This is a genomic window from Chitinophaga sp. G7 BAM 1005, from assembly GCF_057126945.1.
This window is the reverse complement of sequence record NZ_CP181478.1, coordinates 4,625,739-4,642,980: the sequence shown is the minus strand read 5'-3', so window position 1 is coordinate 4,642,980 and position 17,242 is coordinate 4,625,739. Positions and strand designations below refer to the sequence as shown.

Annotated in this window: 9 protein-coding genes; 5 read left to right on the top strand and 4 right to left on the bottom strand. The window is 47.4% G+C overall.

What is annotated here, in order from left to right; translation table 11 throughout:
- Positions 1–25: 25 nt before the first annotated feature.
- Genes ACMXI2_RS18465 through ACMXI2_RS18450 form a run of 4 tightly spaced genes read right to left on the bottom strand, consistent with a single transcriptional unit; the run spans position 26 to position 7,783 of the window.
- The gene (locus ACMXI2_RS18465) at positions 26–1,105 is read right to left on the bottom strand and encodes a discoidin domain-containing protein (protein ID WP_483777560.1); all 1,080 of its coding nucleotides are present in this window, start codon (positions 1,103–1,105) and stop codon (positions 26–28) included.
- 40 nt (positions 1,106–1,145) lie between these two features.
- Entirely contained in the window at positions 1,146–3,002 is a 1,857-nt protein-coding gene (locus tag ACMXI2_RS18460) for a RagB/SusD family nutrient uptake outer membrane protein (RefSeq protein ID WP_483777559.1), read from the bottom strand.
- Between the two features lie 27 nt (positions 3,003–3,029).
- Positions 3,030–6,467, bottom strand: coding sequence for a TonB-dependent receptor (locus tag ACMXI2_RS18455; RefSeq protein WP_483777558.1), 3,438 nt, complete (start codon positions 6,465–6,467; stop codon positions 3,030–3,032).
- A 35-nt stretch (positions 6,468–6,502) separates the two neighbouring features.
- Positions 6,503–7,783 carry a FecR family protein gene (locus ACMXI2_RS18450; RefSeq protein ID WP_483777557.1) on the bottom strand — a complete coding sequence of 427 codons (1,281 nt, stop codon included), beginning with the start codon at positions 7,781–7,783 and terminating at the stop codon, positions 6,503–6,505.
- A gap of 163 nt (positions 7,784–7,946) precedes the next feature.
- Here ACMXI2_RS18450 and ACMXI2_RS18445 point away from each other — a divergent pair, with 163 nt between their 5' ends.
- The 5 genes from ACMXI2_RS18445 to ACMXI2_RS18425 all read left to right on the top strand — a co-directional run bounded on the left by ACMXI2_RS18445 (position 7,947) and on the right by ACMXI2_RS18425 (position 17,232).
- Positions 7,947–8,549, top strand: a complete 603-nt coding sequence (locus tag ACMXI2_RS18445) for an RNA polymerase sigma factor (RefSeq protein WP_483777556.1) — start codon at positions 7,947–7,949, stop codon at positions 8,547–8,549.
- Between the two features lie 79 nt (positions 8,550–8,628).
- Positions 8,629–11,592: a glycoside hydrolase family 2 protein gene (locus tag ACMXI2_RS18440; protein WP_483777555.1), complete on the top strand. Its 2,964-nt coding sequence runs from the start codon at positions 8,629–8,631 to the stop codon at positions 11,590–11,592.
- Between the two features lie 249 nt (positions 11,593–11,841).
- The gene (locus tag ACMXI2_RS18435) at positions 11,842–12,429 is read left to right on the top strand and encodes an RNA polymerase sigma factor (protein WP_483777554.1); all 588 of its coding nucleotides are present in this window, start codon (positions 11,842–11,844) and stop codon (positions 12,427–12,429) included.
- A gap of 63 nt (positions 12,430–12,492) precedes the next feature.
- The gene (locus tag ACMXI2_RS18430) at positions 12,493–13,704 is read left to right on the top strand and encodes a FecR family protein (RefSeq protein WP_483777553.1); all 1,212 of its coding nucleotides are present in this window, start codon (positions 12,493–12,495) and stop codon (positions 13,702–13,704) included.
- A 228-nt stretch (positions 13,705–13,932) separates the two neighbouring features.
- Positions 13,933–17,232: a SusC/RagA family TonB-linked outer membrane protein gene (locus ACMXI2_RS18425; RefSeq protein WP_483777552.1), complete on the top strand. Its 3,300-nt coding sequence runs from the start codon at positions 13,933–13,935 to the stop codon at positions 17,230–17,232.
- Positions 17,233–17,242: the final 10 nt, after the last annotated feature.

Below are 17,242 nucleotides of genomic sequence, written 5' to 3'. Positions count from 1 at the left end.
TATTATTTATTTTATAATGAAACGATTATGCGCCATACAGATTTATTTCCGCCAGGAAACCATAGTTGTATGGGCCCTTTGTCAGCACGACTTTTATATACTTCCAGGATTGGGGAGCCACCGTAAAGAACTGCTCCGCATTTTTCTGCTGAAACGGAAATGTGCCGAGGTTGGTCCATGTAACGCCATCCATACTGCCCATTAACTGTATTTCTGTTTGTCCGTCTGTTTTATTCTGCCTGTTTACTAATCCAACCCTTGAAACCGTTACCTCCTTGCCTATATTAACCGCGACCCAGTGGGGATACGGAGGCTCATCGCCGTTCCATTGCGTATGCCAGAATGTGTTGATATCTCCGTCAATGGCAGCGGTGGCATAGCCGTTCACCGGCCCTTCCCCTCCAGCTTCCTGACTGCTGAATCCTGCAATAGTCCAGGCGCTGTTGGGTAGTTTTGTTTCCACGAGCGGTGTAATGGTAGCAGTAACAGGATCGGATGGGGTATTAGACTGATCTGCCACTGTGGCCTCCAGTGTAACCGGGCTGCCCGCTGTAATACCGGATATAAACGCTACACCTTCCTTTTCCCTGGAAGTAAATGATTTTGTTATCACTTTGTTGGTAGCGGCATCTGTGTAAGACACATTTACATTCACGGTTTTACCGGAATTGTTGGTCCATGTTACTCTTGCGCCACCTATACTGGCTATGATCTTCAGGGTTTTCGCAATAGCAATAAATACCGGCGGATCAGGGGTCAGTTGCACGGCGGGCAGCAGTGTTACCGCTCCTTTAGGCCCCACTGTTTTAATAGCAAAGATGTATGGTTTATCGGATAAACCAGTAATAACGGCGGTATCCGTATAACGACTGAATTTATACTCATGCTGTTCGCCTGTTTCATCTTCATAACTGATAGATGTATACAGGAAATTAACCGAGTCTGCCGGGGTACTGCCTATTCCTACCCAGGTAAAAAATGCTTCTCCATAACCAGCCCAACTTTTCAAACCGGTAATTGACGGAGGCGGTGTGCCTGTATCGTTATCTTTTTTGCAACCTCCAAAAGCGATAACACAGCACAACAGTATATATATGTTTTTCATATCCGAAAATATTTTCAAGCGCGTTAAAGAATAATCCCACTCACCAGCCGGGATTCTGAACGAGATTGGTGTTTTTACTAAGTTCATTGACGCTTATAGGGAAAAGGTAATCCACAGGCGTTCTGAAAATACGGTTGATCACCGGTACTATGTTGTTGAACGTATTTTCATCTGCTCCCTGGTAATTCAGGCCATAAACTGTTTTGCTCAGGGTTTCACCCTGTTTCCATCTCCTTACATCCCAGAAGTACTGGCCTTCAAACATCAGTTCTATGGTTCTCTCCTGGCGGATAATAGTCCTCAATTCTTCCTGCGTGAAGGAGGCGCTGTGGCCTGTAAGTGCCCAGGCTTCCTGCACGGAAGGAATACCTGCACGGGTCCTGATCCTGTTCAGGTAATCGAGCACAAGGTGCTGTTGTGCCCCGTCATAATATTCATTCATGGCTTCTGCATAACTCAGATACAGCTCACCCAGGCGCATTAACGGCCACGGATATTTGATGAGCGTAAAATTATTATCGGTAGCTACCGTTTGCGGGTGCACAGGTTTCTGTACAAGGTAACCGGTAAGAGAATAGTTGGTGGAGCCGGAACGCCATCCATGCGCTTCACCGGCGCGGAAGTTCATCACCTCTGCCTGGCCGTTGATGTAATACAGTCCTCTGTCATAAGCCACATCTGCGTAAAAGCGGGGCTCCCGGTTCAGGTGCAGTTTTATGGTGTGAGCGTTATCATCTACTTCATACCTGCGTTGATAGTTCCAGGTTGGATCTTTATCTATCGGTAACCCGTTGCTGGTATAGAACGTTTCCACGGTTTTAAGACTTGGGCCGATCCCGTTATAGGATTGACCGGTTAACGGAGCGCAGTTCTGCTGCCAGCCATACCATCCTTCAGGGTTGCCTGAGTAGCCCCAGATCAGCTCTATGTTCCATGGATCCACCATGGTAAAGCGGGTGGCAATGATGCTGCTGTCGCGACGTGTTTTTTCGAAAGCATTCCCGGGATTCTTGCAATCGCTGAATTGGTACAGGCGTTTACCAGCTGCTTCTGCTTCGTCAATGGCCAGTTTAAGCGCATCTGCAGCACGTTTCCACTTCTCTTTATCATAGGCCAGCGTTATCATGGCTTCTCCATCTTTTCCTTTGAAGTTGCTGTAATACTCGCTGTTGCCGTTAAACAGCGGCGAAGCAGCAGTAAGGTACATGCGTGCCTTCAACGCTCTTACAGCATAGCGGGTAATTCTTCCCAGTTCATTTTGTGCAACCGTAACAGGCAACATCCCCATTGCTTCGTCAAATTTCCGGGCGATGTAATTCACACAGGAGTCGAATGTCTGGCGTTTGGGATAAATAGCCTCTCCGCTCGTGGCATTGAAATCCGATATTCCCTCTACAATGGGTATCGGGCCATACTGCCGTAACAGGATATAGTGATAATAGGCCGCCAGAAAGGTAGCTTCGCCTTTCCACCTGGTTTTCTCATTTTCGGATACGCCCGGTACTTTGTCTACATTTTCCAGGAAGATGTAACACTGCCGGATCCCTTCAAAGGAGCTGATGGCCGGGGTACAGTTCTTGCCTTCCCAGTAATTGAAAAGCGGGTTGGAAGTGCTTTGCTCGCCCCTAAGCAGGCTGGATACAAAATTATTTTGCCACACCATTATCGCCTGATCAGTAGCACAGGCATTGATGGCGCCCTCGCCGGCATTTTCCCGGGGCATGTAGGAATACAGGGAATAAAGAAACTGCAATGCGGAATTATAGTTCTGGAAAGCCGATCCTATCGTTGCCGTATTGGGAGGAACGATGTCCAGGTATTTTTTACAAGAAGCCAGCATGCCTGTAAGACACAGCATACATCCAGCCAGTAAGTATGTTGAAGTAGTTTTACGCATATCTATGAATATTTTAACTTAACGGGATTACAGATTGAACTGAGCGCCTATGTTCAATTCGCGCTGCGGAGGATACATCAATCCGTTCCCTCCGCCTTGTTCGGGATCCCACAATTTGAATTTAGAGAAAGTCAGCAGGTTAACACCCCTCGCATATAGCCGGACGAATTTCGCAGGCCAGTAGCCAACTTCCACCTGTTTCAGGCGAAGGAAGCTGAAATCGCGCAGCCACCAGGTAGAGTTCTGCTCATTGTTGGGAGCTGTTTCCAAGGCTGTGAGTCTTGGGTAGAATGCATACAGGTTCTGATTGCTTTCAGACCAGTGATCAGTAGCGATTGCAGCTAACACGTTATTCTGGTTACGCCCGAATGGCCGGAACCCTCCGATAAAATTGGATACGTGTGCCGTTCCCTGAAAGAAGCAGCCAATGTCCACCTTCTTGTATTCGATGGTAAACCCTGCCCCATATACTATTTCCGGCACGGAAGGATACCCCAGTGCCGTTTGATCGTTGTTGTTGATTCGTCCATCGCCATTCAGATCTTTATACATGATATCTCCGGCTTTGGAAGTAGTGAATACCGGCAATGCCGCCGCTTCCTTGTCATCTATAAAGAGCCTTTCTGCAATCAGTCCCCAGTTGGTATTCAGCGGCTGGCCTACCTGGGAAAGATTACCCAGCCCCAGCAGCTCATAATTGGGCTGATCGAAGCGCAATACCTTGTTATGCGCATAGGTAAAGGTGCCCCTGAATGAAATGTGCAGGTTCGTATTGACAGAACGGTTAAACAGTAAAGTAGCATCTATTCCACTGTTCAATACCTTTCCAATATTGGAATAAGGAAGGGCGCTGAAAACCCCTGCTGTAGCTGGAATAGTTCCCCTTTGCTGGTAGATCCGGCTCCTGATTTCCCGGAACCAATCTATATTAAGCGTAAGTTCATGGGCAACTTCCAGATCCAGGCCAATGTTCAGCTTTTTACTCAGTTCCCATTGAATTGCGTTATTCGGATAGCGGGTGATCAGGATACCGCTCTTATAATTATCAAAATTCAGCCCGGTAGTATACCCGTTAACATCGCTATTCACATTCACAATGCTCAGGTATGGAAAACGGTTGCCACCGATCTGGTCATTGCCGGACAGTCCGTAAGACGACCTTATTTTCAACAGTGTAAGCGGCGCGAGGACAGTACTCTTCTTAAAAAAGGATTCATTGGAAAGCACATAAGAAACTCCAGCCGCGGGGAAAAGCCCGTAGCGATGACCTTCAGCAAAGTTTTCCGAGCCTGTATATCCGAGATTTACTTCCATGTAATAGCGGCTGTCGTATCCATAAGCGAAACGGCCTGCCCATCCCTGTTGCCTGGAGGGCAGTGTACTGATGATATCTGAACCAGGGGTATTGATATTATACTCCTTTCTTAGGAATACCAACATACCTGAAACCTCATGTTTCTCATTCAGTGTACGAGTGTAATTCAAAGTAGTTTGTATGTACATGGTTCTGTTACCGCTGTTGGAACCAGTCTGCGCCAAAGCGGTAGAACCTCCTGCTGCGCTGATCCAGTCGAGATTATAGAGATATTTCCCATCGGGATCCTGGCGGTAGTTGCCCAGGCTATAGTAATAGGGCGTATATCTTCGGGTAATGGAACTCATAGAATAATTCTTCAGTGAGATCAGGGCATTGAAGCTAAGCCCCTGTACAATGGCATCCAGTTTCTGATTCAGACGCAGCGTACTGAGTATGGTAGAAGCGGCACTCTGGTCATAGCCGGTCACCATTTGCGCATATGGATTAGTACGCGTATTGGCTGTAAGGAAGCCGTCTGTTTTGTTACCAAAGTAGATATGAGCATCCTGGCTGCTGCTGTCGGCCGGAGTCGGATAGTATGCCGGGAAATCGACTGCGTTGGCGCCCATTACCTCCGAGAAGAGATCAGAAGCAGAGGTAGCCGGCCCCGTATTCTGGTAAAAATCAGCATTGATATTTAACTCCAGCTCTGTTGTTTTGGTCACGTTCACATTAACGTTGTTAACAAAATTATAGCGGTTGTTCTCTATATTATTCTTAAAAGTCCGGATCATCCCGTTGCGCAGCAGTCCTTCATCCCGGTAATAAGCCAGGCCCAGGTAGTAACGGGCTATTTTACCACCACCTTGTACGTTCATATTGGCATGCTGACTTAAAGCAACATTTTTAAACAGCATCTTATACCAATCCACATCAGGATAAACATATGGATCCAGCTGCTTTAACGTGCCATTAATTTTATCTTGTGAATAACGATCTGTATTAAACGGGTTATCATTCTTCAGTGCTTCGTTGTACAATTTCATATAAGATACCCCGTCGGTGAAGTTAACGATCTTGGTAGGCGACTTTACCGTATTTTCCACCAGTGCGGAGATCCGTGGTTTTTCCAGTTCCCGCCCACGTTTTGTTTCAATCAGAATTACGCCATTAGCGCCGCGGGCGCCGTACAATGCGGTTGAGGAAGCATCTTTCAGGATGGAGAAGTTCTCAATATTGGCGGGATCAATACTGTTGAGATCCCCGGAAGAAATTTCTATGCCATTCAGAAAGATCAGCGCGCCGGTTCCTCCATAAGTAGATACGCCTCTGATCCAGAACTGAGCTCCCGTGCCGGGTTCTCCGGAAGGCTGTGTGGCGATCACCCCTGCCAGGCGGCCAGCAAAGGAAGAGCTCAGCGTACTGCTAGGTGTCGACAGTTCTTTTGGATTGATGGTAGTAATAGCTCCTACTACGCTGATCTTTTTCAAACGTGTATTGAAACCCGTTACTACGAAGGAATCAATATTCAGTGCTGTAGACTTCAACTGCACGCTAATAAAACTGCGGCCATTTACCGGTATTTCATCGGGCAGGTAACCCAGGTAGCGGAACACCAGTACTGCGCTGTCGTCTTTTACAGCCAGTTTAAATTCCCCTGCCGGCCCGGAGTAGGTACCGTTGGTTGTACCTTTTTCTGTAATACTTACCCGCTCCAGCGTATTCCCCCTTTCATCCGTTACCTTCCCGGTAACAGCAAACCGGCGGGAAACAGTACCGGGGCCGGCTGCCGGTGTGTCAGCTTTTCTAATCACAATGGTATTATGGGTGATCACATAAACGAGACCGGTGTTTTTGAGGCAATGATCTAATACGGTGTTTACCGAAGCATCTGTAACATTGATATCTATTGCGTTTATATTCTTCAGCAATTCGGGAGCATACATGACCTGGTAGCCGCCCTGCTGCCGGATCTGCTGAAAAATTTCCTGAGCGGGCAGTCCTTTCCCGGAAATGGTTATACGTTGTCCGTAAACGACAGCCTGTACCTGCAAACATAGAACTAATAGCAGCAGCAGGTGTACCTTAAAACCTGGTCGGGATCTTGACGATACTACATACCTTTCCAATAGGGCAAACCAATTGCCCGGCAAAAGCGGATTCATCATTCACTTATATTTTGGTTGTTATTAATATTTAAGCCTTAGCGAGGCAGAGTATAATTGGTTGATTTGGAAACCAGTACCCGGGTACCATTTACAGTGAAATGCAGGCGGCCATCAGCTTCAAGAATATCCAGTACATCTCTCAGGCGTTCCTTCCTGAGCATATCTCCTGAAAAATTGACATCAGATAAATCTCCTTGATAAGTAATATCTACATCATACCAGCGCGCTACCATCCGCATCACTTCCCTGATATCGGAAGATCTGAAAAGGAACCGGCCGGATTTCCATGCCAGCGCGGCTTCCAGATCTGCTTGCCGTGCTACAGGAACAGACGTGGCGGTAAATACGGCTTCCTGACCCGGATATATGCGTACCTCGCTGCTTCCTTTCCGGACTGCTACCGCGCCTTCTGCCAGAGTAGTTCTCACCAAAGTTTCATCTCCATACGCGTGGATATTAAAATGTGTTCCCAATACCTTCACTTCCGCATCTATTTTATCGGGCCGGAGTATTTTCACAGCAAAAGGCATCTTCCCTTTTCCATCGGCAGTTGGTTGACGTTTCACTTCGAAATAAGCTTCCCCGCTGAGTTTCACCACTCTTTCACCATTAGTAAACGCAGTCGGATAAGTCAGCGCAGATTCGGCATTGAGGCGTACATAAGTGCTATCTGACAAAATCAGTTCGTAACTTCCACCGCGGGGCACCGTTATTGTGTTGTATTGTAGTACTGCTCCTGATGTGCTACCGGGAAGATAGCGGAGTTGCCCGTTTGCCGATTGTACTACATTCACGCCACCCTGACTGGCTATTATTCCGCTGACCGCACTGTCAAGCGTTATGGTGGCGCCATTCCCTAATGTAAGCACGGGCTGTTTACTCCCCGGCCGTTTTGCATTGCCGGCGACTGCTGCCATACCGTTGTTTTGTTTACCGGTAGGGCGCTGTATCATCAGGAAAGTGCATGCCAGCAATAATCCCACTACTGAAGCGGCGGCCACCCATCGTAACGATCGCCATTTACCAGATCCCGCAACAGGATGTATTTCTTCTGGTATTTTATCAGGCGGAAAAACTAATCCGGCCCGTGAAAAAATCCGGCCCGCCATTGCGGCTGTATCATAATGCTCCAATGCAGTAAGATCCTCCAAAAGTCCCCTCCCTGCTATCATTCGCTGATTCAGGAGAGCATTATCATCGTGTCTCTTTATCCATTCCTCCAGATATAACAATTCCTCTTCCGAACATCGTTCCTCTTTTTGTTTGATGATCAGTTCTGCTATATATAAAGCTTCTTCTAGTTTATTCCTCTCCATAGGGTTTATTCAGCTCCTTATATAGAAACACTTCACTACCGGGGTTGTACCATCTGTTTCTCAATTTTTTTTTAATTTGTCATAACACCAACATTTCCGGAGTCTACGGTTATAATATTCTTACAAAAAACATTTACTTTACCACGGGGATTCTGATCGACCAATGAAAAAGGATAATAACAGTGACACGTATTATTTCCAGCTGCTGCAAAAAGGAGACAGTAGTGCTTTATATTACCTGATACGGGTATACGGACCTGTTCTTTGTGGATATGCCAGGCGGATCATTAATGACGAAAGTGCCATTGAAGATATTGTGGAAGAAACATTTCTCAAGCTGTGGGAACGTCATACTTCCTTTGAAAATTTCATTGCCGTGAGGGCATTTCTGTACCTGACAGTCAGGAATGCCAGCCTTAATTTTATGCGGGACAAGCAAAAAGAACGGTTGAAACATGCGGCCTATAGCGAACTACAACTGACAGCGCAGGTTACTGATGAAGTGATGTATGCAGAGTTGCTGGCTCACATACGTAAGGCTATTGACGGCCTTCCCGAAAAAATGCGGCAAATCTTTATCTTTAGTTATATTGAACAATTCACTAACCAGGAGGTAGCGGATAAGTTATCGCTCTCCAATCAAACCGTCAGAAACCAGAAAGCGAAAGCATTACAGATCCTCCGTAATAAATTAAAGCTCCATTCCGGTATTCCATTCCTCTGCATACCGCTTGCTACTATTCTCCAGAATCACACGAAATTCTGAACAGCTCCGTAATACATCATAAAAACTCCTGTGTCTGCATCATCAATGCAGGAATCATTATCAGAAAATTTAGCATGGTATGAACATGAAACATTCATTAAGGTATTTGATCACCGTATTGTATTTTTTCCTGCTAACGTTTATAAGCAGCACAAATGCGCAATCTCCTACGTCAGCAAGAGAGGAATTGGATTTCAATAATAACTGGGCGTTTTGTCAACAGGACATCTATGGTGCAGCAGCTGCAGGCTTCGACGACTCATCGTGGGAAGGAGTGGCCATTCCCCATGTAATGGGTATTACGCCTAAACACAATGGAGGCGGAAAGGTATACCAGGGTGTAGGTTGGTACCGCCGTCACTTTACAGTGCCGGCAAACTGGGCCGGACGCCGTCTTTACGTCTCGTTTGAAGGTGTGCAGACAGATTGCGAAGTATATCTTAATAACAAAAAACTGCGCGAACATCATGGGGGATACATGGGATTTTCTGTGGACATTTCGGACAACGTGTTATATGGCGGGGCAAATATATTGGCTGTAAGGGTTTCCAACATTGACAATCCTCAAACGCCTCCGGGCAAGAAAATGTCGACCCTGGATTTTAACTACTATGGAGGCATCTACCGGAAGGTATCCCTTACTGTTACTGGTCAGCTCCATATTTCCGATGAACTGGAAGCTAACAAAGTAGCAGGAGGAGGCGTATTTGTTACCTGCAGGAATGTGTCCCGTGAAAAAGCAGAAATGTTGGTTGGTACAGAGGTGGTCAATGCCAGTGGACAACCGGTTAAAGCAAGCCTGCTTACTAAGCTGGTAGACAAAAGGGGCCGGGTAGTGGCTTCCGCGCAACAAACGATCTTAATAAATAAACTAACATATACTACTTTCCGGCAGCAGCTCCGGATCACAGCTCCGCATCTCTGGCATCCCGACCATCCCTACCTGTACCGGTTGGAGTCTGAAGTATATAATGGCCGGCAGCTGGCAGACAACCTGGTAACGCAAACGGGTATACGTACTTTGTCATTTACTTCTCCTGAGGGGAAAGCTGATGGTTTTTATATCAATGGAGAAAAGTTATACCTGAGAGGCGCTAACCGGCACCAGGTTTATCCGTATATAGGCGATGCCGCCCCGGCTTCCATGCAATATCGGGATGCCTGGCAGCTCAAGAAAGGAGGGTTCAATGCCGTACGTGCAGCTCACTATCCGGCATCGCCGGATTTTCTTCGTGCGTGCGATGAGCTGGGATTATTAGTAATAGAGTGCCAGCCTGGCTGGCAGTACTATAGTGAAGACAACGTTTTCAAGACAAACACATTTCGTGATATCAGGCAGATGATCCGTCGCGACCGGAACCACCCCTCCGTGTTTCTATGGGAAACTTCACTGAATGAGTCTCCAACTCCTTCCAGTTGGATGCAGGAGGCCGTACGGATTGCGCACGAAGAAATGCCCGGTGATCAGATGTTTACTGCAGACGACTATAACCAACGAAGCCGCGATTACTATGATATTTTCTATAAACTTGTAAATCCGGACATGACAGACCCCGCTCCTGATAAGCCTTTTCTTACCCGTGAATGGGGAGACACCTGGATAGCAGATCCGGCAAAAGAGAATGGGCTGCGGGCCTCCAGGAGATATACTCCCCGGGGCCTGATCAATCAGTGCATTCTGCGCCAGGAAGCGCTCAACGGAGAAACCCGGGAGGAACGGGGCGGATATTGGGATCATGCCCGGCTGGATGCCAATCCCCGTATCAGCGGGTACTTCGTATGGAGTTATAACGACTATACCCGTGGAAGCGATCCGATAACTGCATTCAGCGGTGTAGTAGATATGGATCGATATGAAAAGTTCAGCTACTTTCAGCTACAATCCATGCAGTCAGCCAGGAATAAAGCTTACGGTCCTATGGTGTTCATAGCCAGTTACAATAACCTGCCGGATACTGATTCCAGCATCATTGTATTCTCCAACTGTGATACTGTTATGTTGTATCGCAACAATAAGCTGGTTGGATGGAAAACCCGTTCGGCCAATGCCGTTACAGCACCATTTATAGCTGCCAAAAACGGCAGCCCGCTTTATACCTTCCCCTTAGGCAGCTACGAACCGGGTACACTCCGTGCTGAAGGATGGCTGGGCGGGAAACTTGTTTGCAGTCATACTATCAGCACTCCCGGATCGCCCAGGCAATTGGTGATTACTATACCGGAGCCTTCCCGGCAGCCTGTAGCCGACGGCGCGGATATGATTCCGGTTTATATCAAAGTTTGTGATGAAAAAAGCATGGTGATTGCCAACACCCAAGCCGGGCAATCGTACGAAATCAGGCTCCGGGTTACAGGTGAAGGGCATCTGGCAGGCGGTAATATTCCATCAGCAGAAATTGCTATACAACATACCGAGGGGGGCATTGGATATGCACTCATCAGAACCGGAGATAAGCCAGGCCGAATCAGCATCACCGCAACAGCGAATGGTTTGGAAGGCGCTGTGAAAATTATCAAAACAAAGGCGCGTACAACGAAGACGGTACCAGATGCATGGCATGCCGTATGGGTGAACGAATATGAACGTGTTTATACTGAAGCAGCTACTCAAAGCAAACAGGATAATACTTTGCAGGAGTTGTCATTGAAAAATGCAGAGATCAGCGTAAACGGCCAGGTAAGCCCGCCGGGATCCGGGATGTTGACCGATAACAATAACCTGACCGGCTGGACGGCTGCCGGCAGCGCTTTCCCGCTGGTGATCACACTCCATCTGGATAAGGCTTGTTCGCTGACAGGTAGCCAGGTATTCTGGGGAAAAGACAGTGATTGGTATACTTATAGTGTAGAGGCGTCAGCAGATGGTAATACCTGGACGGTTGTTAGCCCTGATAAATTGTCGAGCGGACAGGATTATAAACCGGTGCGGTTTAGCAACCGGCAGGTGCGTTATGTACGGTTTGTCATTACTGGGATTAAGCCGGAGAGCAGCCGTGTGGCGGTTAAGGAGATTTTGTTATTTGGCAAAGTGGATGGGAATTGATAGACGGCTTTCAGGTTAACCGAAGAAAGGGAATTGTTTGGAAACGCCTGCAAGGAAGGGAGAATGGGAGGGGGCTAATGTAACTTCTGCTGAATACCAATCATGAATTGCTCTTTATTCATCTCTGACAGATTACCTGTAACACTATCGCCAGCAGTACAAATGATGGGATCAATTCTATATGAATTGCATTTTTATAGCTTGATTTTTTGATTATTTTTACATTTCAACTAAAATCGAGCTGCAAATTTGTCGCGGAAATCTTTTTATAATGAGTATCAGCTTTTGCGGGGATTGACTTCGGGAGATACATTGCATTATTCTTATATCTTTAAAGAGTATTATAATGCGCTTTGCCACTACGCCGAATCGATCATCGGTGAGCCCGGGCATGCGGAAGATATTGTGCAGGATGTTTTTGAAAGATTATGGCAGAAGCCATATGCCTTCGAGGATCTCCGGCATCTGAAGGATTTCCTGTACAAGGCTACACGTAATGCAGCCCTTAATTTTTTGAAGGGGGCGCAGCATAGTAAGGAACGCCAGGCCAAATTTCTCCACGAGCAGGAAGAGGCGGCCGCCGCGGAGGACCGGGATATCATCCGCATGGAGGTTTTCAGGGTGATTTACCGCGAGATCAGCAACCTGCCCGAGCAATGCGGAAAGATCGTTCGTATGAGTTACATTGACGGGCTGAAAAACGAACAGATCGCCGAAATCCTTTCTATCTCACTCCAAACGGTTAAAAACCAGAAAACCAGGGGCATGAAGCTGCTGAGAATGCGCCTGTCGCCGGCTGTAGTGGCCTTATTCCTGTCGTTTTCCCTCCACTCATAATTTTTTTTCGGTTCTTTTAGTACAATCGGGATACCATGTTGTAATAAGATAAACAGGTTAGACATGGGGTCTTCTTTAAACGATCCATTCATCATAGCAGCGCTTATTTCCCGTTCGCAACAGGGCATGCTTACAGCCGACGAGCAGGATAAGCTGGATGCGTGGATCGCAGCCAGCGACGAAAACCGGCAGTTATGGATGGAATTGAACAATACTGACATACAACAACAAAACGTGCGGGCTATGGCCCGGTTTGATGAAACTGCTGCGGTGGAGCGTTTTCTTTCCAACAAACCTGCAACATCAAATGTACGCCGGATGCAGTTCCTTCGCACATGGAAATGGGCGGCCGCGGTGCTAGTACTGGCGTTAGGCATATCTACTTATTTCCTCCTCACACCTGGTGCGCAAAATTCTGATCCTTTTGGCCGGAAATCCGCCCAGCAGGACATTCCACCGGGTAAAAACGGCGCTATCCTGACACTCGCAGACGGTACGCAACTGGTGCTGGACAGTTTGGGCGAAGGGAAAATTGCTACACAAAACGGCACGCAAATTTCGCTGAACAATAACGAGCTTAAATACGACGCCTCCGCCGCAACAGACGAGGTGGCCCATAATACCATTACCACACCTAAAGGCCGTCAGTACCACGTCATTCTTCCCGATGGAACGGAAGTATGGCTGAATGCCGAGTCTTCTATACAATATCCGGTCGCTTTCAAGGAGCGGGAGCGAAGGGTGAAAATCAGCGGGGAGATTTACTTTGAAGTAGCCAGCAAAAGCTGGCAGCCCTTTGTAGTGGAAACCGATCGGATGAAACTGGAAGTATTGGGTACCTCATTTAATGTTAACACGTACGATGATGAAAAAACAATCCGCACAACATTGTTGACTGGTGCTGTGAAAATAACGCCGCTGGCAGACAATAGGCATACTACTCCGCCTCAGGTGCTTGTGCCCGGCCAGACAGGGATTTTAAGCAAACCGGATGCATCGGAGGGGGCTACGCTGACCGTAACGGAAACGCCTGACGCGGGCAAAGTGATCGCATGGAAAAACGGCCTGTTTAATTTTGACGGCATGGATTTATACAGTGTCATGCGCCAGCTGGAAAGATGGTACAATATAGATATACAATACGTTGGAAAGCCGGATAATGTAATCTTCAAAGGGAAAATGCACCGCAACACCAATTTGTCTAATGTATTAAAAGTGTTGGAAACGATGGATGTTAATTTTGAACTGAAGGGAAATATTTTGTATGTAAGATAGCAAGTAATAAAAGAGGTTGCTTAAACGAAACCGGAAGTGCTTGCGACACTCCCGGTAGATGTTCAAGTAATGTAATCATCACAATCAGGTTAAAGACTGCTTATTTATTCACTTAAACATTCCGCCCTTTATGAAAAGGACGGACGATGCAAAGCTATGCTAATTATTTCTTATTGCATACGGGTTCCCTATGGATGGAAACGTGGCTCAACCAAATCTCTGTTAGTCATGAAACTAACATTTTTTCTCCTTACCGCTGCCCTGTTGCAGGTATCTGCCAGAGGCCTTTCACAGACTATCAACTTTAACGGTAAAAACGTTGCACTGGAAAAAGTGTTTGCAGCGGTAGAATCGCAAACCGATTATGTTTTCCTGTACAAGGCTACCGCCTTATCGGTGGCAAAACCAGTCACCATCAGTGCCCGGGGAGTTGACCTGGGAACCTTTCTCAACAAAGTATTCGAGAACCAGTCACTGAGCTACAAGATCATCGACAAAAACATTCTGGTATCCCGGAAGGAGTTCAGGCTGGCTGAAGTCAGCCAATCCGTTGATACGGTGCCGGCGAAACCCGAATTGATAAATGTTTATGTCTATTCCCCCGGTTATACACCAATGGGCAGCGCCACCGTCAGCAATCTTACCGACAAGCGGAACTATCTCACCGCCGGAAACGGGTCGGCCCAGGTTCCGGTAAGGCTGGGCGATCAAATGCGGATCAGCTACATCGGGTATGTGGACCAACTGTTTAAAATTACGGAAGCAATTATTACTGGCAGAGCATACAACACAGAGATGGTGCTCTCCACAAATAAACTGGATGAGGTGCAGGTCACGGTGCTGGGCACTACCAATAAAAGGACCGGCACTGCCAATATCAGCACGGTGAAAGCCAGTGATATCGAAAGACAACCCGTCGTAAATGTGCTGGATGCGCTCGCAGGCCGCGTTCCCGGCCTCCGTATCAGCCAGTCGGCCAACACCGCCGGGGCAAGGAAAGTAGAGTTACGCGGACGCAATGTGCTGAATGAAAACAGTTATACGGATCCACTGTATGTGGTGGACGGATTACCCATAGCCACTTTATCCGTTAATCCATACGGTGCAAATCAACCTGTTCAGGGCGGTTATTCTATATCCGAAAACCCTTTGTACATGATCAACCCGCTGGACATTGAAAGCGTGGACGTGCTGAAAGATGCGGATGCCACTGCGTTGTATGGTTCCCGGGGTGCAAACGGGGTGATCATGATCACCACCAAAAAGGGAAAGCCTGGCCCTACCAGGTTCAATGTAAGCTACTCCAAAGTGTTTTCGAGCGTGCAGCGTTATATGGATATGATGAACACCGAGCAATACCTGGCAGTAAGAAAAGAAGCATTTATGAATGATGCAGTGCTTCCTACCCAGTTGAGTGCCCCGGACCTTACGATCTGGGACCAGAAAGCCTATACCGACTGGCAACGCGCCTACTTCAAAAATGCGCAGTCGAATGATGTGCAACTGAGTGTGGAAGGTGGCATGCTGCTCAATACCTATCGCATCAGTGTGGGATATACCTCTACAACGGAAATGTACAACCAGGGCAGGGGAAACGATCGTTTAACGGTGGGCATATCTTTCAATCACCGCAGTCCGAACGGAAAGTTCGCAGTGGAACTTTCTTCCAATAATACTTATTCCAACAATGAAACTGCCCCTACATTAAACCTTTACTCGCTGGCGCCCAATGCACCACCGATGTATGATGCAAACGGGGAATATAATTTTGTTCCGTACAGAAACCAGTATGGGAGCATTTATCCATTCAAGGATATTAAGAGCTGGGGAGAAAATCAAACGCTGAAAAGTCAAACCAATCTTGGTTTTACTTACGAAATATTCAGGGATTTGACGGTGGGTGTTCGCGTTAGCGGGGAATTTTTCTCCAATAAAGGCGGTGCCTATGCCCCTAAAGCCGGGCAAGATCCCTTGTATAATCCCTTTAACTACGCAATTTTCAGCAATGGTTCCGGGAAAAGCCTGCTGGTAAGGCCAAGTATTAACTACGTTAAACTGTTCGGTGGCGCAAGGGTATCTGCTTCCGTGGCGGGAGACTACAGTTATGCAGATCAGGACCTGGTATCGGTGATGGCATTTATGTTCTCTAACGATAACCTCCTCAAAAGCTACTCCAATGCCCAGATGTTACAATCGTCGAATAATTTTGTTCCGTTGAAAATTGCCTCTTTGCTGGCAACGGTTTCCTTCGACTGGGAAAGTAAGTACATCGTTAATTTGAATGGCAGGAGAGATGGCTCGTCGCGCTTCGGTAGCGGGTCCCGTTTCGGGAACTTCGGATCTGTGGGCGCTTCATGGATTTTATCCAACGAAGAATGGTTTAAGAAGGCTAACATGAATTGGCTGTCGTTTGTAAAACTCAGATCTACTTATGGCGTAATGGGCAATGCCAACGTGGGCGATTATCAATACCTCTCACGCTGGTCGAACGTTCCAACGGATGCCCTGGATAAATTGCCGGACTATGATGGTCAAACCATTTATACGCTCGTACAACCCGTTAACCAGCAATATAGCTGGTCCAGCGCCAGCAAGTTCGAAGTGGGCGCCCGGTTGGGATTTTTCAACAGCAGGTTGAACATCGAAGGTAACCTCTACATCAACCGGGACGGAAAACAACTTACCAGCATTACTACGCCGGCATTCACAGGTTTTGGTGCTGTAACGGGTAACTGGCCTGCAGTGATCCGGAACAAAGGATTGGAGTTGATATTGGATGCAACGATCGTGAACACCAATACCTGGGGTATTACCGCACGTTTCCAGGTAAGCAGGAACAAGAATACGCTGGTGGCTTTCCCGGGGCTGGAAGATTCTCCCTACAAGGATATGTACAGGATAGGGGCCTCTGTAACCGCCAAGTCCTACTCACACTATATCGGTATCAACCCAATGAAAGGAACAGCGGTGTTTGAGGACCGTAACGGGGATGGGACCATGCCGGCCGGGATGGGGGTGAACTACCCGGATACAGAGCTGGATGATCGTTACAAGGTGATAGACCTCAACCCTAAATATTTCGGTGGCGCGGGCTTCCGGATAGACTTCAAGCGGGTATTGTCGCTGGATGCACAGTTCAGCTTCGAAAATTCCCTGGTCGCAGACCAGTTGAATGACATCGGGTATGGCGGTAAGGCTAACGGGGTATTGTACGACGAGATCGCAGACAGGCACTGGCAGCAACCAGGCGACAAAGCGCTTTACCAGAGGTATTCCAGCATTTACAGCGGCGGACTTTCCGGATCGGATGCCTACTATGCCAAAGGCGCCTATTTCAGCCTGGACAACCTTAGCCTGGCCTATATGCTGCCTGTAGCATGGATAAAGAAGGTGGGCATGAAGCAGGGTACGGTCTCCGTGAATTCATCGAAGATCTTCAAACTCTCGCAATACAGACTGTCGGATGTTGAATTGGGCACTACGCCGCAGATCAGAAGAATTGCCGCTAACCTGAGATTAAGCTTCTAAAATTAATTGT